The organism is uncultured Agathobaculum sp. (assembly GCF_963927765.1).
GTDB lineage: Bacteria > Bacillota > Clostridia > Oscillospirales > Butyricicoccaceae > Agathobaculum.
The window spans coordinates 1-18,791 of record NZ_CAWVCU010000026.1 but is presented as its reverse complement, the minus strand read 5'-3'; the positions used below and the strand labels follow the sequence as shown (position 1 = coordinate 18,791).

18 protein-coding genes are annotated in these 18,791 nt (G+C 53.5%); 17 read left to right on the top strand and 1 reads right to left on the bottom strand.

Annotated elements, in window-relative coordinates:
• Positions 1–97 precede the first annotated feature (97 nt).
• Positions 98–895 carry a YlmH/Sll1252 family protein gene (locus tag ABGT74_RS01720; RefSeq protein WP_346704202.1) on the top strand — a complete coding sequence of 266 codons (798 nt, stop codon included), beginning with the start codon at positions 98–100 and terminating at the stop codon, positions 893–895.
• A 72-nt stretch (positions 896–967) separates the two neighbouring features.
• Positions 968–3,049, top strand: coding sequence for an S-layer homology domain-containing protein (locus ABGT74_RS01715; RefSeq protein WP_346704201.1), 2,082 nt, complete (start codon positions 968–970; stop codon positions 3,047–3,049).
• 53 nt (positions 3,050–3,102) lie between these two features.
• Here the strand turns inward: ABGT74_RS01715 and ABGT74_RS01710 are convergent, their stop codons facing one another.
• Complete coding sequence (locus tag ABGT74_RS01710; RefSeq protein ID WP_346704200.1) at positions 3,103–4,413, bottom strand: alpha-amylase family glycosyl hydrolase; 1,311 nt, start codon at positions 4,411–4,413, stop codon at positions 3,103–3,105.
• A gap of 210 nt (positions 4,414–4,623) precedes the next feature.
• On the opposite strand from ABGT74_RS01710, the gene rplS reads away from it, so the two are divergent.
• The 15 genes from rplS to ABGT74_RS01635 all read left to right on the top strand — a co-directional run bounded on the left by rplS (position 4,624) and on the right by ABGT74_RS01635 (position 18,264).
• Positions 4,624–4,965 (top strand): 50S ribosomal protein L19, encoded by a 342-nt coding sequence (rplS, locus tag ABGT74_RS01705; RefSeq protein ID WP_125116150.1) that lies wholly within the window; start codon positions 4,624–4,626, stop codon positions 4,963–4,965.
• 132 nt (positions 4,966–5,097) lie between these two features.
• Positions 5,098–5,673, top strand: a complete 576-nt coding sequence (lepB, locus tag ABGT74_RS01700) for a signal peptidase I (protein WP_346704199.1) — start codon at positions 5,098–5,100, stop codon at positions 5,671–5,673.
• Between the two features lie 4 nt (positions 5,674–5,677).
• Entirely contained in the window at positions 5,678–6,544 is an 867-nt protein-coding gene (ylqF, locus tag ABGT74_RS01695) for a ribosome biogenesis GTPase YlqF (protein WP_346704198.1), read from the top strand.
• Positions 6,541–7,158 (top strand): ribonuclease HII, encoded by a 618-nt coding sequence (locus ABGT74_RS01690; RefSeq protein ID WP_346704197.1) that lies wholly within the window; start codon positions 6,541–6,543, stop codon positions 7,156–7,158. Before ylqF ends, ABGT74_RS01690 begins: the two co-directional genes overlap by 4 nt.
• On the top strand, positions 7,155–7,505 hold the full coding sequence (locus tag ABGT74_RS01685; protein ID WP_346704196.1) for a YraN family protein: 351 nt from the start codon (positions 7,155–7,157) through the stop codon (positions 7,503–7,505). The genes ABGT74_RS01690 and ABGT74_RS01685 overlap by 4 nt, the downstream gene beginning before the upstream one ends.
• A gap of 2 nt (positions 7,506–7,507) precedes the next feature.
• A complete protein-coding gene (locus ABGT74_RS01680) occupies positions 7,508–8,476 on the top strand; it encodes a membrane dipeptidase (protein ID WP_346704195.1) in 969 nt (322 codons plus the stop codon).
• Between the two features lie 32 nt (positions 8,477–8,508).
• Positions 8,509–10,002 (top strand): threonine synthase, encoded by a 1,494-nt coding sequence (thrC, locus tag ABGT74_RS01675; protein ID WP_346704194.1) that lies wholly within the window; start codon positions 8,509–8,511, stop codon positions 10,000–10,002.
• A 1-nt stretch (position 10,003) separates the two neighbouring features.
• The gene (locus tag ABGT74_RS01670; protein ID WP_346704193.1) at positions 10,004–10,705 is read left to right on the top strand and encodes a metallophosphoesterase; all 702 of its coding nucleotides are present in this window, start codon (positions 10,004–10,006) and stop codon (positions 10,703–10,705) included.
• Between the two features lie 81 nt (positions 10,706–10,786).
• The gene (gene tig / locus ABGT74_RS01665; protein WP_346704192.1) at positions 10,787–12,121 is read left to right on the top strand and encodes a trigger factor; all 1,335 of its coding nucleotides are present in this window, start codon (positions 10,787–10,789) and stop codon (positions 12,119–12,121) included.
• 222 nt (positions 12,122–12,343) lie between these two features.
• The gene (gene clpP, locus ABGT74_RS01660; RefSeq protein ID WP_054327555.1) at positions 12,344–12,925 is read left to right on the top strand and encodes an ATP-dependent Clp endopeptidase proteolytic subunit ClpP; all 582 of its coding nucleotides are present in this window, start codon (positions 12,344–12,346) and stop codon (positions 12,923–12,925) included.
• 24 nt (positions 12,926–12,949) lie between these two features.
• A complete protein-coding gene (clpX, locus tag ABGT74_RS01655) occupies positions 12,950–14,266 on the top strand; it encodes an ATP-dependent Clp protease ATP-binding subunit ClpX (RefSeq protein ID WP_346704191.1) in 1,317 nt (438 codons plus the stop codon).
• A 138-nt stretch (positions 14,267–14,404) separates the two neighbouring features.
• Entirely contained in the window at positions 14,405–16,822 is a 2,418-nt protein-coding gene (gene lon / locus ABGT74_RS01650) for an endopeptidase La (RefSeq protein ID WP_346704190.1), read from the top strand.
• On the top strand, positions 16,822–17,439 hold the full coding sequence (yihA, locus tag ABGT74_RS01645) for a ribosome biogenesis GTP-binding protein YihA/YsxC (protein WP_346704189.1): 618 nt from the start codon (positions 16,822–16,824) through the stop codon (positions 17,437–17,439). The genes lon and yihA overlap by 1 nt, the downstream gene beginning before the upstream one ends.
• On the top strand, positions 17,439–17,831 hold the full coding sequence (locus tag ABGT74_RS01640; protein WP_297284449.1) for a hypothetical protein: 393 nt from the start codon (positions 17,439–17,441) through the stop codon (positions 17,829–17,831). Before yihA ends, ABGT74_RS01640 begins: the two co-directional genes overlap by 1 nt.
• Positions 17,832–17,937: 106 nt before the next feature.
• The gene (locus tag ABGT74_RS01635; protein ID WP_297284450.1) at positions 17,938–18,264 is read left to right on the top strand and encodes an SCP2 sterol-binding domain-containing protein; all 327 of its coding nucleotides are present in this window, start codon (positions 17,938–17,940) and stop codon (positions 18,262–18,264) included.
• Positions 18,265–18,791: the final 527 nt, after the last annotated feature.

Genomic DNA, 18,791 nt, shown 5'->3' with positions numbered 1-18,791 from the left:
CGCCTCCTTGGTGAACAATAATTCTATTGTAAACGAAAGTGAGAAATAGTACAATAGTTTTGAAAAAAACTGCGGCTATAAGCGGAGGAAAAAAGGTTTGAAAAGCAAAAATGAAATTTTAAACGCGTTGGGCAGCACGGGGGAAGAGCGGCTGCTGCTGGCCGGATTGCTGGACAAGGAGCAGACCTGTGCGACACGCGGCTATCTGACACATACCAAATTCCTCAGTATGAGTGAGCGGGCGCTGTGCGCAGAGGCAGTGCGCCTTTGCGGTGCAACAGGGCATGCGCTGTTCTGGGGCGGATATGAGGATGCGGAACGCGGGATATATGTATTCTATCCGGATTATTTGGATGAAGAGAGCGCAAAACAGGCTGCTCCGCTTGCGCTGTTACGCGCGCATAAACGAAAAGAGGATACCTTGACGCACCGCGATTACCTTGGCGCACTGATGGGGCTGCAAATTGACCGCAGCGTGGTAGGCGATATTCTGGTGCATGACGAAGGCGCGGACATCCTTGTGCTGGAGGATATGGCGGAATTCATCCTGCTGCACTTTGCCAAGGCAGGGCGTAAACAGATTTCCCTGACGCGGGAGCCGCTTGAGGCGCTTCGATGCAGACCGGCGCAAGAAATAGAGGGCAGCGGTTCGGTTGCATCGCCCCGGCTGGACAGCGTGGCAGCACTTGTGTTCGGCATATCGCGCAAAAGCGCGCAGGAGCGCATTGAGAAAGGATTGGTTTTTGTCAATCATGCGCCGTGCCTGAAACCGGAACGGTTGATTGGTGAGGGGGACAAACTGACGGTACGCGGCATAGGCCGCGCGCGCATCGTTGCATTTGGAGGCACCAGCAGAAAAGGGCGGCTATTTTTGGAATTTGTTAAAAACGTATGAAAAGAATGGTGGTTGTCAAGTTCAATTGGGTATGGTATACTATTGACAGCATCAATAAGGGGTTGTATAGAAATGAAAAAACGGTTGTTATCCGCTTTCCTGTGCATGTTTATGCTGACGGCAATGCTTCCGTTCGCTTCAGCTGCATCCGACTTGGAGGGGCACTGGGCAAAAACTTACATTGAATACCTCGATCGGGAAGGCGTTATCAATCCGAGTGCAACAACAGGGAAATATGAGCCGAACCGCGATATGACCCGTGCGGAGTTCATGCGATACATCAATCGTGCGTTCCATTTTACGGAAATGGCAGCGATTTCTTATACCGACGTACCGAAAAATGCTTGGTATTATGATACCGTGCGAATTGCTCAGAAGTACGGGTACATCAACGGCGTGGGTGACAACAAAATGGACCCTGAGGGAAAGGTCACGCGCGAACAGGCTGCGGTTATTGTCGGCCGTTTGTTTAAGGCAGACCCGGGCGATGTTTCTCCCTCTGACCTGACGTTTACCGACCGCGATGAGATCTCCGGATGGAGCGCGGGTTACATTAAGGCAGCGTCCGACAAGGGCTTTTTGGCAGGATATTCGGACGGCTCCTTCCAACCCGACCGCGTGGTCACGCGCGGTGAGGTCGCAAAAATCCTGTATTATTATATGGGAACCTCGCTGTCCACTGCGGGCAAAGCGTATACAGGGGCTGATCTGAAAACCGATACCACCAACGTTACGATTTCGGAAAGCTGCTCACTGTCTGATGCAACGATCCAAGGTGATCTGTACATTACGGAGGGACTGGGCTCTGATGCTGTCACACTGAATAATGTGACGGTCAAAGGGTCTGTGATCGTGTCCGGTGGTACGGTTACAATGATGAATACGTCGAGCGATCATATGATCGTTTCGTCACCCATGGCGCGCCTGCTGCAGATTACTGCAACGGGCGCTGCTCGCATCGGGAAGACTGAGGTGCAGTCTGCGGCAGCGCTGCACGAAAGATCGCTGGCAGCAGAAGACAGCGGATTTTCTGAGGTTGTGGTAAATGGTGAGGAACGGGTTTCCCTGACGCTGGATGCAAATGTGGATCAGCTCACCCTTGCTGGGGAGTCCACGGTCAGCACGACGGCGAACACTCAGATTTATCAAATGACGGTAGAAAAGGCGGCTTCGGTGACCGGCTATGGCTCGGTCTATCAGGCCGATATCCAGACGGATGGCGTAAGCTTTGCCAGCAGCGTGACGGTATCTGGATATGCAATGGCAGACGGTGTTTCGGCCACCATCGGCGGGCAGTCGGTGAACGGTATCAGCACGGCCGGGGTAGTGCCGAAAAGCATTACGGTGGATTTGGCAAATCCGTCTGCCCTGGGAAGCGATGTAACGATCAATGTGCCGAACGGAACGAGCGTGTCTGCTGTTTTTTGCAGTGGAAAGAGCTTGAATGAATCCTCGGATTATACGAAAACGGCTTCCGGCATTGCAGTTTCATCCTCATATCTGACGTCGCTCGCCAAAGGAAATTACACTTTGTCGCTTTCGCTCTCGGATGGACAGCGGGAAAGCATTGCGCTTTCTGTTGTCAATTCTGAGGAGGATGCGCAGGTGCAGGCGGTCACCTTTGACCGGTATTATCGCTCGGATGGTTTCCAGAATGTGATTGTGAAGCTGGATGGTGTGATGTCCGAAAACGATATCCTCGGTGTTGTTTTGGGATTCTCCAAGATTGATTACAAGTTCAACAATGTGAACCGCTCTCTTGTGCTGCGCCGCGGTGTGCTGGCACAGCTGCGGACAGGCACCTATACGGTTTCCGCGGATCTGAAAAATGGCGGCAGCAGCACATTCAACCTGACGGTGACAGACTCAACGCCGGCTGGCATGCATGCGTATGTGGCAGAGTATAATACATATGCGCCGACTGAGCCAAGCTTTGCGTTGCCGCTGAGCAATTTGACCGTAAGCAGTGTGACGGCGACACAGAACGGCGAGACAACGGAATTGGCAGCCGGCACGGATTACACCACGTCGGATCATTCGCTGACCCTGACAAAGGCAGGGCTGGAGAAGTTCCGGCAAACAGGCGGCTTGGTGGAGTTTACCGTAACGATGAGCGATGATTCGGTTTACACACTGGTCATTGATTATATTTAATCCGTAAGCAGAAAAAGACGACGCTGGTCAGCGTCGTCTTTTTCTGTTTCGGTTTATCGTTCGCACTTCCAGAAGAAAGCGGAATAGGGAGGCAGCTCGCTGCCGCCGCCGAAGTCGTGCGGATTGCCGGTGATCAGGTCGACCGCCTGCCCGCATTTTGCATCGAAATGCGCTACATAAGGTTGGTCGTCAATATTGACCGCGACTAACACGCGCTCTCCCTCAGCAATTCGCTCCCAGATGCATTGTTTGTTCGTCAGTACCACCTGCTTAAAATCGCCGTAGCACAATGCCTTGCTTTCACGGTGCGCCTTAGCAAGCGCGGCGATCCAATCGGTCAGGTCGTTCCACAGCGGCTGCTCAAAAGAAGGACGCAGCGCGTCGTCTCCCTGATGCTTTTCGCCCATCGCACCCCATTCGCTGCCGTAGTACACGCAGGGGATGCCGGGCATACCGAATTGCAGCGCGTAGACCAGCGGTAGATGCTTGGGGTTTTGCAAAATGGAGGCGATGCGGGTGACATCATGGTTGTCCACGAAATCCAGCAGATGCTTGCCGCGGTAGAGCGTCCAGTTTTCCGGACCAAATTGACGCAGCAGGGAATGGGTGATCTCAAACAGGTTCAGACTGTTCATCGAAGAGTACAGGCCCTTGTAGCACTCGTAGTTGGTGCAGGAGTGCAGCATCTGGTCACCGACAAACTGGTTGTAATCCCCGTGCAGCAGCTCGCCAACAAGGAAGAAGTCGCGTCCAAAGCTGTCGCAGAAGGCACGGAGCTGGAGGATGAAGTCTTTATCCAAACAGTAGGCAACATCCAGACGCAGACCGTCGATATCGAATTCCTCTACCCACAGACGGATGCAGTCGAAGATGTGCTGCACAACCGCGGGATTTTTCAGATTCAGCTTGACCAGTTCATAATGGCCTTCCCAGCCCTCGTACCAGAAGCCGTCGTTGTAATTGGAGTTGCCGTCAAAGGAAATGTGGAACCAATCCTTATAGGGAGAATCCCATTTCTTTTCCTGTACATCACGGAACGCCCAGAAACCGCGGCCAACGTGGTTGAACACGCCATCCAGCACAACCCTGATGCCGTTTTCGTGCAGTGTGTCACAGACGGCGGAAAAATCTTTATTGGTGCCAAGACGGCAGTCGATTTTGCGGAAGTCGCGGGTATCGTAGCCGTGGCTGTCGGATTCAAAGATCGGGGAGAAATAGACGGCGTTGCAGCCAAGCTTTGCAATGTGCTCAGCCCAATCTGCCACCTTGCGGATGCGCGGGACGGTGATGCCGTCGTTCACGCGCGGCGCATCGCAGAACCCGATCGGGTAGATTTGGTAGAAAACGCTTTCATAAGCCCACATGGTAATTGCTCCTTTACAAATAGAGTCACTACCAGTATACTATGATTTGAAGAAAAAACAAGCGAAAGTGAAAATATTGGTTTTTGTGCAGAAAAAAGACTTGCAAAGCGTAAGAGATTGTGGTATTATATTTCGGTAACACGGGCATTCCTCTGCTTATTTGTAGGGAAAATAGGGCAAGAATGTCTAAGACGAAAGGATGACAGAAAGATGGATCTGGTCAAAGTACTGTCCGAGCAGCAGCTCAAGAGCGATCTGCCGGAACTCAAGATCGGTGATACCGTAAAGGTACACGCGAAGATCAAGGAAGGCAACCGCGAGCGTATTCAGATTTTCGAAGGCATTATCATTGCCAAGAAGCACGCTGGTGTAAACCAGACGGTTACCGTCCGCCGTATTTCTTATGGCGTAGGCGTTGAGAAGACGTTCCCGGTACACTCCCCGAACGTAGCAAAGTTCGAGGTTGTGCGCAGCGGTAAGGTTCGCCGCGCTAAGCTGTACTATCTGCGCGGCCGCGTAGGTAAGGCTGCCAAGGTTGCCGAGAAGGTTTGATTTTTTACAACCAAACAACAAAAACGGGGAGCATCAGCTCCCCGTTTTTGTCTATCCGGCTTTTTGGTCTTGCGCAGATGGAAATATGTCGCTATAATAAAAACGTATGCTTATCTTTTTGGAGGAATGATCATGCAACAGGAGCAGACCGAAGAGAAAAAGAAGGCCGAGGGTCGTTTTTCCAGCGAACTGTTCAGCTGGGGAGAATCCTTGATGGCTGTGCTGATATTTTTTGTAGTGGTATTCACGTTCTTTGTGCGCCTGATTGGAGTGGACGGCACATCCATGTATCCCACTTTGCAGGATCGCAGCATTATGCTGGTCAGCAATCTGGGGTATACGCCGGAAAAGGGCGATATTGTCGTTTTGCGCAAGGAAGGCTTTTATAGCGACCAGCCGATCGTCAAGCGCGTGATCGCAACCGGCGGCGATACGATCGACATTGACCCGGTGACGGGTGACGTGATCGTCAACGGTGAAGTGCTGGACGAGCCGTACATTTTGGAGAAAATCAATACCCTTGAGCGCATGGGCGACCTGACCTATCCGCAGACCGTGCCGGAAGGCTGTATCTATGTGTTGGGTGACAACCGCAACGGTTCGACCGACAGCCGGTGGTCCAGCCTCGGCATGGTGGATGAACGCTATGTGTTGGGACATGTGCTCAGTGTGGTATTTCCGTTCAGTGATTTTGGATCGGTAGCGTGATAAGATGAATATTCAATGGTATCCCGGCCATATGACAAAAACCCGCCGGCAGATGGCGGAATATATCAAACAGGTAGACGCAGTGTGCGAGGTGGTGGATGCGCGCATCCCGCAGGTATCGCGCAATCCGGATATGGACGACATTGCCGCGGGCAAACCGCGTTTGATGATCCTCAACCGGATTGACTTGGCCGACCCCGAAACAACGGCCGCATGGGCGAAGCATTTTCGCTCACAAGGCATGGCCGTCATCGAGACAGACAGCCGCAAGGGGCACGGAACACAGGCGTTTGCAAATGCCGTGCGTTCGCTGCTTGCGGATAAGATCGCCCAGTGGAACGAAAAGGGATTGGTCGGCAAAGCGGTGCGCGTGATGGTTGTAGGCATTCCGAATGTCGGCAAATCGACCTTTATCAACCGCATCCTCGGCCGCAAATCCGCCAAGGCGGCGGATAAACCGGGCGTGACGCGCGGCAGCCAGTGGTTCCGCGTGGAAAGCGGCATCGACCTGCTCGACACACCGGGCATCCTGTGGCCGAAATTCGACGATGAGCGCGTGGGCATTCTGCTGGCATGCACGGGTGCGATTCGCGATGATATTCTGGATGTAGAGACGCTCGGCTGCAAGCTGATGGAGCTGCTTGCCATGCAGGCGCCGCAGGCGATTTTGGAGCGGTATGGTGTAACAGCGCCGGAGGAAAGCGATTTCCCTGGTTATGATATGTTGACGCAGGCCGGACGGCGGCGCGGGTTCCTACTGCGCGGCGGCGAGATCGACACTGAGCGCATGGCGCGCATCCTGCTGGATGAGTTCCGCGGCGGGGTGCTGGGGCGCATCACGCTAGAAACACCGGAGGACTATGCCGAATGACATGGGAATTTGAAGAAAAGGCGTGGAAAGCCGGATATTCTGCGGTGTGCGGTGTGGACGAAGCAGGACGCGGCCCGATTGCAGGGCCGGTGTGCGCGGCGGCAGTCATTTTGCCTGCCGGTATTGTCATTGAGGGACTGAATGACTCGAAAAAGCTCAGCGAGAAAAAGCGTGAGGCATTATTCGACGTGATTACCGAAAACGCGATTGCGTGGTCGGTATCGCTCGTAGACGAAAAGACGATTGACGAAATCAACATCTTGCAGGCGACGTATCGCGCCATGCGGCAGGCGGTTGAGGGATTGCCGCATCCGGCGGATTTTGTCTATGTAGACGGAAACCGTTCAGAGGGATTGTCACTGCCACACGAATGTGTGGTATCGGGCGATGCGCGCGTTCCGAGCGTTGCGGCGGCATCTATTATTGCGAAAGTGACGCGAGACCGGCTAATGCGTGATTTTGCCGAGCGGTATCCGGTTTACGGGTTTGAAAAGCATAAGGGTTACGAGACGCGTGCGCATGACACGGCGCTGCTCGAACATGGGCCTTGTCCCATCCACCGGCGCACCTTTCTCAAGAAATTTTACGAAAAGCATCCCGAGGCGCCGCGATGAAGGGCGCATGGGGCGAACGCGCTGCGCGTGTCTATTTGGAGCGCGCAGGGTATCACATAGCGGAAACCAATTTCCGCACCCGTTTCGGGGAAATCGACATCATTGCCGAGCGCGGGGAATATATTGTGTTCGTCGAGGTCAAGACGCGCAAAAACGCCCGCTTTGCAGCGGCACGCGAGTACGTCACTCCGGCCAAGCAGCAGCGCATTACAGCGACGGCCGCGCTGTGGCTGCGGCAGCATCCATCCGGTTTGCAGCCGCGCTTTGACGTAATAGAGGTGTACGGCGAAGAGGGGATATCCAACGCGCCGCGCATCTGTCATTTGGAGAATGCGTTTGGAGGGTGAGAATGAAGCTGTTTGATCTGCACTGTGACACCCTATATGAATGCTGTGAAACCGGCAAGCGGCTGCGGGAGAATGATCTGCATGTGAATTTCGCCGCAGCGCAGCGGTATTCGCACTACGCACAGTTTTTTGCCTTGTTTTGCGGTGCTCGCGCACCGGATGATGCGCAGGCGCGCGGACGGGATTGTCTTCTGGATACGCCTGCGGATGAGCGTCTGGAGCGCCTGCTGCAAACGGCGGCACGCGAGTTCGCGGACAACGCCGACTGGCTGATGTTCTGCCGCTCGGCGGCGGATTTGCAGAAGGCGGCAGACACGGGCAAGGCAGCGGCGTTTTTGTCGATCGAGGGGGCAGAGCTGCTGCCCGACCGACCGGATGCGCTTGATCTGGCATATAACGCGGGGGTGCGTTTGGTGACCCTCACATGGAACTACCGCAGCCGCTTTGGCTGCTCGTCGGCGGTCAATCAGGAAGAGGGGTTGACGGACAAAGGCAAGCAGCTTGCGCGGGATTGCGCGCAGAAAGGCATCATCGTGGATGTGTCCCATCTGTCTGAACGCGGATTTTGGGATGTGTGCGAGACGATTGACCGGCCGTTTGTGGCATCGCACAGCGATAGCCGCGCGCTGTGCCGTCATCATCGCAATTTAACGGATGCGCAGTTTTCCGAGATCGTGCGGCGGGGCGGCATAGTAGGCGTTAACCTGTATGTGCCATTTCTGGTGCGGCAGGGGCATGCGTCACTAGATGATGCGATCGAGCATATTGCGCATTTTCTCGAGCTTGGCGGCGAGAAAACCATCGCGCTGGGCTGTGATTTCGACGGCTGCGATCGGCTGCCTGCGGGTGTGAACGGCTTGGGTGATTTATATACGCTCGCTGATCGTATGCTTGCGCTGGGGTACCGGCAGGATGTGGTCGACGGCCTGTTTTATCAAAATGCATCTGCGTTTATACAAAAAATGCTGTAATATACCATCAAAAACGGCGGAGGTTTGAACCAATGGAATATGTAAGCACAAGAGACAAGACGCGAAAGGTCACCGCGGCCTACGCGATTGCAAACGGCATTGCGCCGGACGGCGGATTGTATTGCCCGACGGAGTTCCCCGCATTGACGGCGGAGGATTGGCATGCGATGGCCAATCTGGACTATAAGGGCCGTTCAGCACGTATTCTCGGCAAGTTCCTGACCGATTTTTCGGCAGAAGAGCTGGCGCAGTACGCGGCGAAGGCCTATGCGGACGATAAATTTGGCGGCAATGATACTGCGCCTGTGGTTGCGCTTGCGGATGGCAAGCATATGCTGGAGCTGTGGCACGGTCCGACCTGCGCGTTCAAAGACATGGCGCTGCAAATGCTGCCGCATCTGCTGACCGCTTCGCTGCGCAAGACCGGCGAGACGCGCACGGCCTGCATTTTGGTTGCGACCTCGGGCGATACCGGAAAGGCAGCGCTCGACGGCTTCCATGATGTGGAAGGCACCAAGATCATGGTGTACTATCCGGTTGACGGCGTGTCGCCTATGCAGAAGCTGCAAATGGTGACGCAGGAGGGCGCAAATGTGGAGGTTGTCGCCATCCGCGGCAACTTTGATGATGCGCAGAGCGCGGTCAAGCGCATCTTTACCGATGAGGAAACACGCGCGAAGCTCGACAGCGACGGCATGATGCTGTCTTCGGCAAACTCGATCAACTGGGGCCGCCTTGCGCCGCAGATCGCGTACTATGTTTCGGCCTACTGCGACATGGTAAAGTCCGGTGCGGTTAAGATGGGCGAGAAAATCAACATCTGTGTGCCGACCGGCAATTTCGGCAACATCCTTGCGGCTTACATTGCAAAGCGCATGGGTTTGCCGGTCAACAAGTTCATTTGTGCATCCAACCGCAATAATGTGCTGACTGACTTTTTCAAAAAGAACGGTGTATACGATAAAAACCGTGATTTCTATACGACTGCCTCGCCTTCGATGGATATTCTGATTTCGTCCAATCTGGAGCGTCTGTTGTTCTTCGCGTCCGACTTTGACGACAAGTTGGTGGCGGAGTTGATGCAGCGTTTGGCGACGGACGGCAGCTATCAGACACCGGAAGCGGTGTTTGCCAAGATCGCCGCAGACTTTGACGCGGGCTGCTGCGACGATGCGCAGACCGCGGAGACTATCCGCGCTCTGTGGGAGCGTGAGCACTATCTGGCTGATACGCATACGGCAGTTGCGGTGCGCGTTTATGAGGATTACCGCGCGCGCACGGGTGACCAGACGCCGACCGTTATCGCGTCTACCGCTTCGCCGTTTAAGTTCTGCCGCTCGGTGATCGAGGCGCTGGGCGGAACGCTTGAGAAGGATGACGTATCCCAGCTTGGCGTATTGACCGATCTGACCGGTGTGGCAGCACCCGCGCCGCTCGCTGCGCTGGCGGACAAGCAGCCGCGCTTTGACCGCGTGGTGGACAAGTCGGAGATCCTGTCCACGGTTGACCTGCTGAAGGATCTGTAAGATGGCACTATATACGCTGGCCGACCTGCATTTGGCGACGGGCGTGCAAAAGCCGATGGATATTTTCGGCGGACGATGGCAGGGATATACGGAAAAAATCATCAAAAACTGGAACGCACTGATCGGCCCGGGGGATACTGTTGTGCTGGGCGGCGATATCTCATGGGGTATCAGTCTGGCTGAGGCAAAGGGCGATTTTGCGCTGTTGGAGTCGCTGCCCGGGCACAAATTGATTCTCAAAGGAAACCACGACCTCTGGTGGGAGACGGCGACGAAAATGCACCGTTTTCTCGAGGAGAATGGCTTTGATTCGATAGATTTTCTGCACAATAACTGCTTTTTCTATGGAAAAACCGCATTGTGCGGTACACGCGGCTGGCCGTTTGAAGAGGATTTTTCTGACCCGCATAATGAAAAAATTTTTCGGCGCGAGCTCTTGCGTCTGGAAGCATCCCTCAAGCTGGGAGCGGCGCAGCAGCCGAACGAAATCATCTGTTTTCTGCATTATCCGCCGCTGTATGCGAACTTCCGGTGCGGCCCGATGATCGAACTGATGCAGAAATACGGTGTTTCGCGCTGTATTTACGGTCATTTGCATTCGGAAAGCCTGCGCTGGGCGGTCGAGGGGATACATGACGGGATCGAGTGGCGACTGGTTTCGGGCGATCACGTGGATTTTACCCCGGTTTTTTTGAAAAAGTAGAAAAAAGTATGGAAATCTACAGAATAATCTGGTAGAATGATTTAGATACAATAGAAGTATTGAAGTAAGGAGTTTGGCAACATGGAACTGAAAAACACGGAAAAGCAGGAGCACAGCGTCGTTGCGCTGACCATCGAGATCACCAAGGCAGAGTTTGAGGCTGCCAAGGACAAGGCGTTCAAGAAGACCGGTAAGAACATCACGGTTCCGGGCTTCCGCAAGGGCAAGGCGCCCCGCAAGATGATCGAAAAGCTGTATGGCGAAGGCGTGTTCTTTGAAGAGGCTTTCAATATCATATATCCTGAGGCTATGGAAATGGCCGTTGAGAAGTCCGGCATCAAGCCGGTTGGCCGTGCGGACGTTGATCTGGGCGACCCGGCGGAAGAGGGCGGCCTGACCATTATCGCCAAGGTTCCGGTTGAGCCGGAGGTTGAGCTGGGCGAGTACAAGGGCATCGAGGTTGAGAAGGAAACCGTTAAGGTTCTGGCAGCAGACGTGAAGGCTGAGCTGAACCGTCTGGCGCAGCGCAACGCGCGCACCGAGACTGTTGATCGCAAGGCGAAGAAGAACGATACCGTTGATATCGACTTCGAGGGCTTTGTAGACGGCGTTGCTTTTGAGGGCGGCAAGGCAGAGCATCATGCACTGACGCTGGGTTCCGGTTCCTTTATCCCGGGCTTTGAGGATCAGCTGATCGGCTGCAAGGCAGGCGACGAGAAGGACGTTGTCGTTACCTTCCCGGAGGATTATCATGCCAAGGAGCTGGCTGGCAAGGAAGCCGTATTCAAGTGCAAGGTACACAAGGTAGAGGAGACCATCCTGCCGGAGATGGACGACGAGTTCGCAAAGGATGTTTCCGAGACCTGCGAGACGCTGGATGACCTGAAGAAGGAGATTTCCGACCGTCTGAAGAAGGAGCGTCAGGAAGCGGCAGACCACGCCTTTGAGGAAAAGGTGCTGGACGCTGTGATCGCAAACCTCAAGGCGGATATCCCGCAGGCGATGATCGAGAATCAGATCGACTCCATCGTTCAGGACTTCCGTTATCGCGTACAGATGCAGGGCATGACGCTTGAGCAGTACCTGACCATGACCGGTACCGAGATGGGTGCATTCCGCGCAATGTTCAAGGAGCAGGCGGAGCGTCAGGTTAAGATCCGTCTGGCACTGGAAAAGGTTGCAGAACTGGAGTCCATCGCAGTTTCCGACAAGGAAATGGAAGAGGAATATGCTAAGATGGCAGAGCAGTACAAGATGGACGTGGAAAAGGTCAAGTCCATCGTATCTGCTGAGGCGCTGAGCGGCGATCTGAAGATCTCCAATGCGCTGGAGTTCCTGAAGAAGCATGCCAAGGTCAAGAAGGCATCTTCCAAGAAGAAGGCAGACGAAGAAGTGGCCGAGGAATCTGCGGAGTAATCCGTTTCCCGTCTGCGTGTTCAGTTAATAGAAACCAGCCGCAATGCGGCTGGTTTCACTAAAAGCGCGAGCTTTGCCCGCGCTTTTGTCACAGGTCAAAGATGGCGGGAATTGAGTTTTCTGCTGCCTTTGCGCGCAATGGCCCTTTATGCTGTGAGCTGAAAAGGGCGTTACTCGATGAGAAATATGGTTTTCATCGAATTCTCGAAAGGAGTTTTCCAAGTGAGTTTAGTCCCAATGGTCATCGAACAGACCGGTCGCGGCGAGCGCTCGTTCGATATTTATTCCCGTCTGCTCAATGACCGCATTGTGATGCTGTGCGAGGAGGTCAATGATACGACCGCTTCGCTGGTTGTGGCGCAGCTTTTGTATCTGGAAGCGCAGGACCCCGATAAGGATATTTCCTTGTATATCAACAGTCCGGGCGGTTCGGTTACGGCAGGCATGGCGATTTACGATACCATGAATTATATCAAGTGCGACGTATCGACCATCTGCATTGGCATGGCGGCATCTATGGGCGCGTTTTTGCTGTCCTCGGGTGCAAAGGGAAAGCGCTATGCGCTGCCCAATGCGGAAATTATGATCCATCAGCCGTCTGCCGGTACGCAGGGACAGATTACCGATATGGCCATTCATCTCAAGCGCCTTGAGATCATCAAGAAGCGTATGAACAAGATTTTGTCCGAAAACACCGGCAAGCCGATCGAAGTGGTCACTGCGGACTGCGAACGCGATAACTTCATGTCCGCAGAAGAAGCGGTGGAATACGGCCTGATCGACAAGGTATTCGATAAGCATTAACGAATTGCAGGGTAGAGGTGCCAAATGCCGAATTTTGATGATGATAAGACGCTGAAATGTTCGTTTTGCGGAAAACCGCAGGGACGTGTCCGCAAGCTGATTGCAGGCCCCGGCGTATATATCTGCGATGAGTGCATCGGCGTATGCACCAGCATTTTAGAGGATGAGCTGGATTTTGCGCCGGAGGATCGTTTGGATCAAACGGCGCTCGCACCGGAAAAGCTGCCCACGCCGCAGGAGCTGAAGGCGGTACTGGATGAGTATGTCATCGGGCAGGAACGCGCAAAGATTGCGCTTTCGGTTGCGGTGTACAATCACTATAAGCGTATTTACCATCCGGAAACCGAGGTAGAACTGCAAAAATCCAACATTTTGATGCTTGGTCCGTCGGGTTCCGGTAAGACGCTGCTGGCGCAGACGCTGGCAAAGACCTTGCAGGTGCCCTTTGCCATTGCGGACGCTACCACGCTGACCGAAGCTGGTTATGTAGGCGAGGATGTAGAAAACATCCTGCTGCGCCTGATCCAAGCGGCTGACTTTGACGTGGAACTGGCGGAGCATGGCATCATCTATGTCGACGAGATCGACAAGATCGCCCGCAAGAGCGAAAATCCCTCGATCACGCGAGATGTATCAGGCGAGGGTGTGCAGCAGGCGCTGCTCAAGATGCTGGAAGGCACAACGGCGAATGTTCCGCCGCAGGGAGGCCGCAAGCATCCGCATCAGGAGTTTATCCAGATCGACACGACTAATATCCTGTTTATTTGCGGCGGTGCCTTTGACGGCATTGAGGGCATCATCCAGAAGCGGATCGGAAAACAGGGTATGGGCTTTGGTTCGGAGGTAAAAAGCCAGCAGGAGGATCAGACCGATCAGCTGCTTGCGCAGATTGAACCGCATGATCTGATGAAGTATGGCCTGATTCCCGAACTCATTGGCCGTCTGCCGGCGGTGGTTTCGCTGGATACGCTGGATGAAAAGGCCTTGGTGCGTATTTTGCAGGAGCCGAAGAACGCACTGGTCAAGCAGTACCAGACGCTGCTGGCGATGGATGGCGTGATGCTGGAATTTGCGCCGGACGCGCTGGAAGAGGTAGCAAAGACCGCACTGGCCCGCAAGACGGGTGCGCGCGGACTGCGCGGTGTACTTGAAAACGTGATGACAGATATTATGTTCCAGATCCCGTCCGATATTTCGATTAACCGTGTGGTCATCACGCGGGAAACCGTGACGGGTGAAGGCAAGCCGCTGATCGAGCATGGTGAGCACGTTGCGCTCCCTGCTGGAGCGTCGGCTTCGAAAAAGGGTGAAAAACACTCAAAACCTACAAAAAGCGCTTAAAATAATGCAAAAACGTGGGGGAACCGCTGGTTTTACCCGCGTTTTTTGTTATTTGGCGTACGTCGATGCTTTACAAACCGCGAAAAATATACTATACTGACTCTATCTAATTATTTTTCCGCGTGTGAGGAGAGAACTATGATGCAAACGATCGGGGCGGAGCTTAAGCGGCTGCCGGTGCTGCCACTGCGCGGCTTAACCGCCTTTCCCCATATGATTATCCATTTTGACGTTGGTCGCATGATGTCGATTCGTGCGCTGGAGGCGTCAATGAAGAGCGGCCAGATGATTTTTCTGACCGCGCAGCGTGAATTGAAAACGGATACGCCGGCACCGGGCGATTTGTACCAGATCGGTGCGGTGTGCATGGTGCGGCAGATTTTGCGCCTGCCGGGTGACAATATCCGGGTGCTCGTGGAGGGCCGCAGCCGTGCGCTGGCGCATCAGTTCACTGCGCCGGAAAAAGAAGGCGACTGCATTTTTGCCGAAATCGAAGAACTGGACGATTATGTGATCGGTGTGACCGAGCGGCGTGCGCAAGCGCTTGTGCGCACGGCGCAGGAGCGGTTTGCGGAGTACGCGGAGCATGCCAGCCGCATTTCGCAGGATGTAGAGATGACGGTTGCCGAGGGCGGCGAACCGGGATGGCTGGCGGACTATATTGCGCAAAATCTGCCGGTCGAGGTGGAAGCAAAACAGGAGATTCTTGAGGAGCTTAACGTCACGCGCCGTTTGGCGATGGTCATTCGGTTGCTGGGAGAGGAAACCGAAATCCTCAAGATTGAAAATGAAATCCAGGACGAACTGAAAACGCAGATCGACAAGAACCAGCGGGAATACTACCTGCGCGAGCAGATCAAGGTGATTCAGAGTGAGCTGGGCGAACAGGATGTCGCTGCGGAGGCGGAAGCCTACCGCAAGCGCGTGCTGGAGCTGCATTTGCCGCAGGAGTGTGAGGACAAGCTTATCCACGAGGTCGACCGGTTTGCCAAGCTGAGTGGTTCCAGCGCAGAGCAGGGCGTGGTGCGCACCTATCTGGACACGGTGCTGGATTTACCGTGGAACAAAAAGAGTGAGGAACGGCTGGACTTAGCCGAAGCGCAGGCGATTCTGGACCGCGATCATTACGGGTTGAAGAAGGTCAAGGAGCGCATTATGGAGTTTCTGGCAGTCAAGACGCTTGCGCCTGAACTGCGCGGACAGGTTTTGTGCCTGGTTGGCCCTCCGGGTGTGGGCAAGACCTCCATTGCAAAATCCATTGCGCAGGCAATGGGACGTAATTATGCGCGCATGAGCCTGGGCGGCGTGCGGGATGAGGCGGATATCCGCGGCCACCGCAAGACGTATATCGGCGCGATGCCTGGTCGAATCATGGATGCGCTGCGTCGCGCGGGAACGTCCAATCCGCTGCTTTTGCTGGATGAAATCGATAAGATGGGCAACGATTTTCGCGGCGATCCGGCAGCAGCCATGCTGGAGGTACTGGATACCGAGCAGAATGTCGCATTCCGCGATCATTATATTGAGCTGCCGTTTGATTTATCAGATGTGTTGTTCCTGACAACGGCAAACGATTTGTCCACTGTGCCGCGCCCGCTGCTGGATCGTATGGAGGTCATTGAGTTGTCCTCCTATACCGAGGAGGAGAAGCGGCAGATTGCGCTGCATCATCTGCTGCCCAAGCAGATGGAAAAGCATGGGCTGCATAAGGGTCAGCTGGTGATTTCTGAGAAGATGCTGGGACTGGTGATCTCGCGTTATACGCGCGAAGCCGGTGTGCGCCGTCTGGAACAGGTATTGGCGAAAATTTGCCGGAAGGCAGCAAAGCATATCGCTGACGGTGGACGACGGCTGACGGTGTCGGAGAAAAATCTGGAGGATCTGCTGGGCGTTGCGCGCTACAAAGATGATGTTGTCACGAAAAAGGACGAGGTGGGCATTGTCAATGGTCTGGCGTGGACCAGTGTTGGCGGCGAAATGCTGGAGGTCGAGGTTGCTGTGGTACCCGGTACGGGTAAGATTGAGGTGACCGGTAATTTGGGCACGGTCATGCAGGAGAGCGCCAAGGCCGCGGTGACGTTTGTCCGTTCGCGTGCTGATGCGCTTTCTATTGACCCGATGTTCTATAAGGACAACGATCTGCACATCCATTTCCCGGAGGCTGCCGTGCCGAAGGACGGCCCCTCGGCGGGTGTGACCATCACGACGGCATTGGTATCCGCGCTGACCGAAGCGCCGGTGCGCCATGATGTGGCGATGACTGGTGAGGTCACGCTGCGCGGGCGTGTTCTGCCGATCGGCGGTTTGCGCGAAAAAACCATGGCAGCCTATCGCGCTGGCATCCGCACGGTTGTTATTCCTAAGGAGAATGAGTCGGATTTGCAGGATATTGAGCCGGTAGTACGGGAGAAACTACAGTTTGTCACGGCGGCGCATATGGATACGGTTATGGAAACGGCGATCGACTTTACGCGTCGACCGAGAAAAAGAAAGAAGACGTCGCATAGCCCGGTTGCGCGGCAAGCGGATACGACAACGACGGCGGTGGTGCAATGATGGAGAAGCAAAAACCGGTGGTCAACCTGCATAATGTGGAGTTTTTACGCTCTGCGGTCAAAGAAAGCGATTTTCCAAAGGACGCGCTGCCGCAAATCGTGTTCGCGGGCAAGTCAAATGTCGGAAAGAGTTCGGCTATCAATAAGCTGCTGAACCGCAAGAATTTTGCGCGTGTTAGTGCACAGCCCGGAAAAACCATACACATCAATTACTTTTTGATCGATCGTAAAATGTATTTGGTCGATCTGCCGGGCTATGGTTATGCGCGTGTATCCAAAGCGGAACAGCAACGTTGGGGCGCGTTGATGGAAGCCTATTTTGCAATGGACCTGCTGACGCTGGGCGTGCAGATCGTGGATATCCGGCACAAACCGACACGAGATGATATGACCATGGCGGAATGGTTTCGCGCATCAGAGAAACCGTGGGTCGTAATTGCCAACAAGCTGGACAAAATCAAAAAGAGCCAGTTGGAGGGAAACCTCGCAGAAATCCGTCAAACGCTTCTACTGCCGGAGGAAGTGCCGGTGATCCCGTTCTCTGCCGAAAAGGGAAATGGGCGGGATGAGGTGTTAGCGCTCATGTATGACCATGTTGGAAAGGGAGACATTGAGTAATGGACTTTTTACGTCGTTTTATGGCTGGACGGTATGGCAGCGATCAGCTGAACAATGCATTGCTGCTGCTTGGCTTGTTGCTTCTTGTGATTGAATGGATCACCGGATGGAACTGGATTGGTATTTTCGTTCTGGCTCTACTGTTTCTTTGCTATTTTCGCATGTTCTCGCGCAATATACAAGCGCGGTATGCGGAGAATCAATGGTTTTTGCGTAAGTGGTGGCCGATATCCAATCGTCTGAAGAATGCACGAATGCGCTTTCAGGATCGCAAAACGCATCGGTATTTTAAGTGCCCGCAATGTAAGCAGAGATTGCGTGTGCCGCGCGGCAGGGGAAAAATCAATATCACCTGCCCGCATTGCCGTCATCAGTTCATCCGAAAAAGCTGAGACAGGGAAATCTATAGATTTTAACTGATAAAGTATTAGAAGATACTTGCTTTTTTTCAAAAAAAAAGTATAATAGAATTACAAATACGAGCAGGGGGCGATTCCAATGACCGTAGATCAGTTGATTGGTAAGATCTATAGCAAGCTTAGCAAAGCGGATATTGCTGGAACAGAAGGAAAAGTTGCGGTTCAGTTTAATCTGACTGGTAAGGTTACGGGCGTGTTTTACATCGAAATTCTCAATGGTGTTCTGTCCGTTATGCCTTATGAGTATATCGACCGCGATGCCTGCGTGTCCGGTACTTTGACAAATCTGGAGAAGATCCTCAATGGCAAGCTGGTTCCTCAGGTTGCTGTAGCAGAGGGAAAGATTACTGTGGAAGGTAATGTAGATAAGGTAATGCTGCTTGCAGAGTTGATGAAGCAGGCATAAGTGGAATCGACCAAGAAGATACATATAGGCCGTCCGTTTGCTAAAAACGGGCGGCCTTACTATTTTAAAACAAAACCAACTTTTTTGTAAAAAAAGTGTTGACAAAGGTCGGAGAGGTGTAGTATACTAATCGAGCTGCTTCGGTGAGAAGCCGCCAAATCGGAAAGAATTTGAAAGAAATGAAAAAAAGTTCTTGACAAAAGCTTTTCGATTTGATATACTAAATAGGCTGCTTCAGAAAGAAGCGGCGCGGGTCGAAAAAAGTTTGAAAAACTTGAAAAAGTTCTTGACAAACTGAAAACGATCTGATATAATAAATAAGCTGTCACCGAGAACGGTAAAGAGCTTCGAAAAGTTCTGAAAAGTCCTCGAAAACAGCGGATTGCACCTTGTAAATTAAACAACGAGAAAGCTTGACTTGGTTTCGTAAGAAATTAAGCGTAGTGCGAACCTGAAATTCTAAGAGTTTTACTCTTGGTAAATCGGTGGAAGTCACAACTCCACTTAAAATAAAGTGACACGTCAGA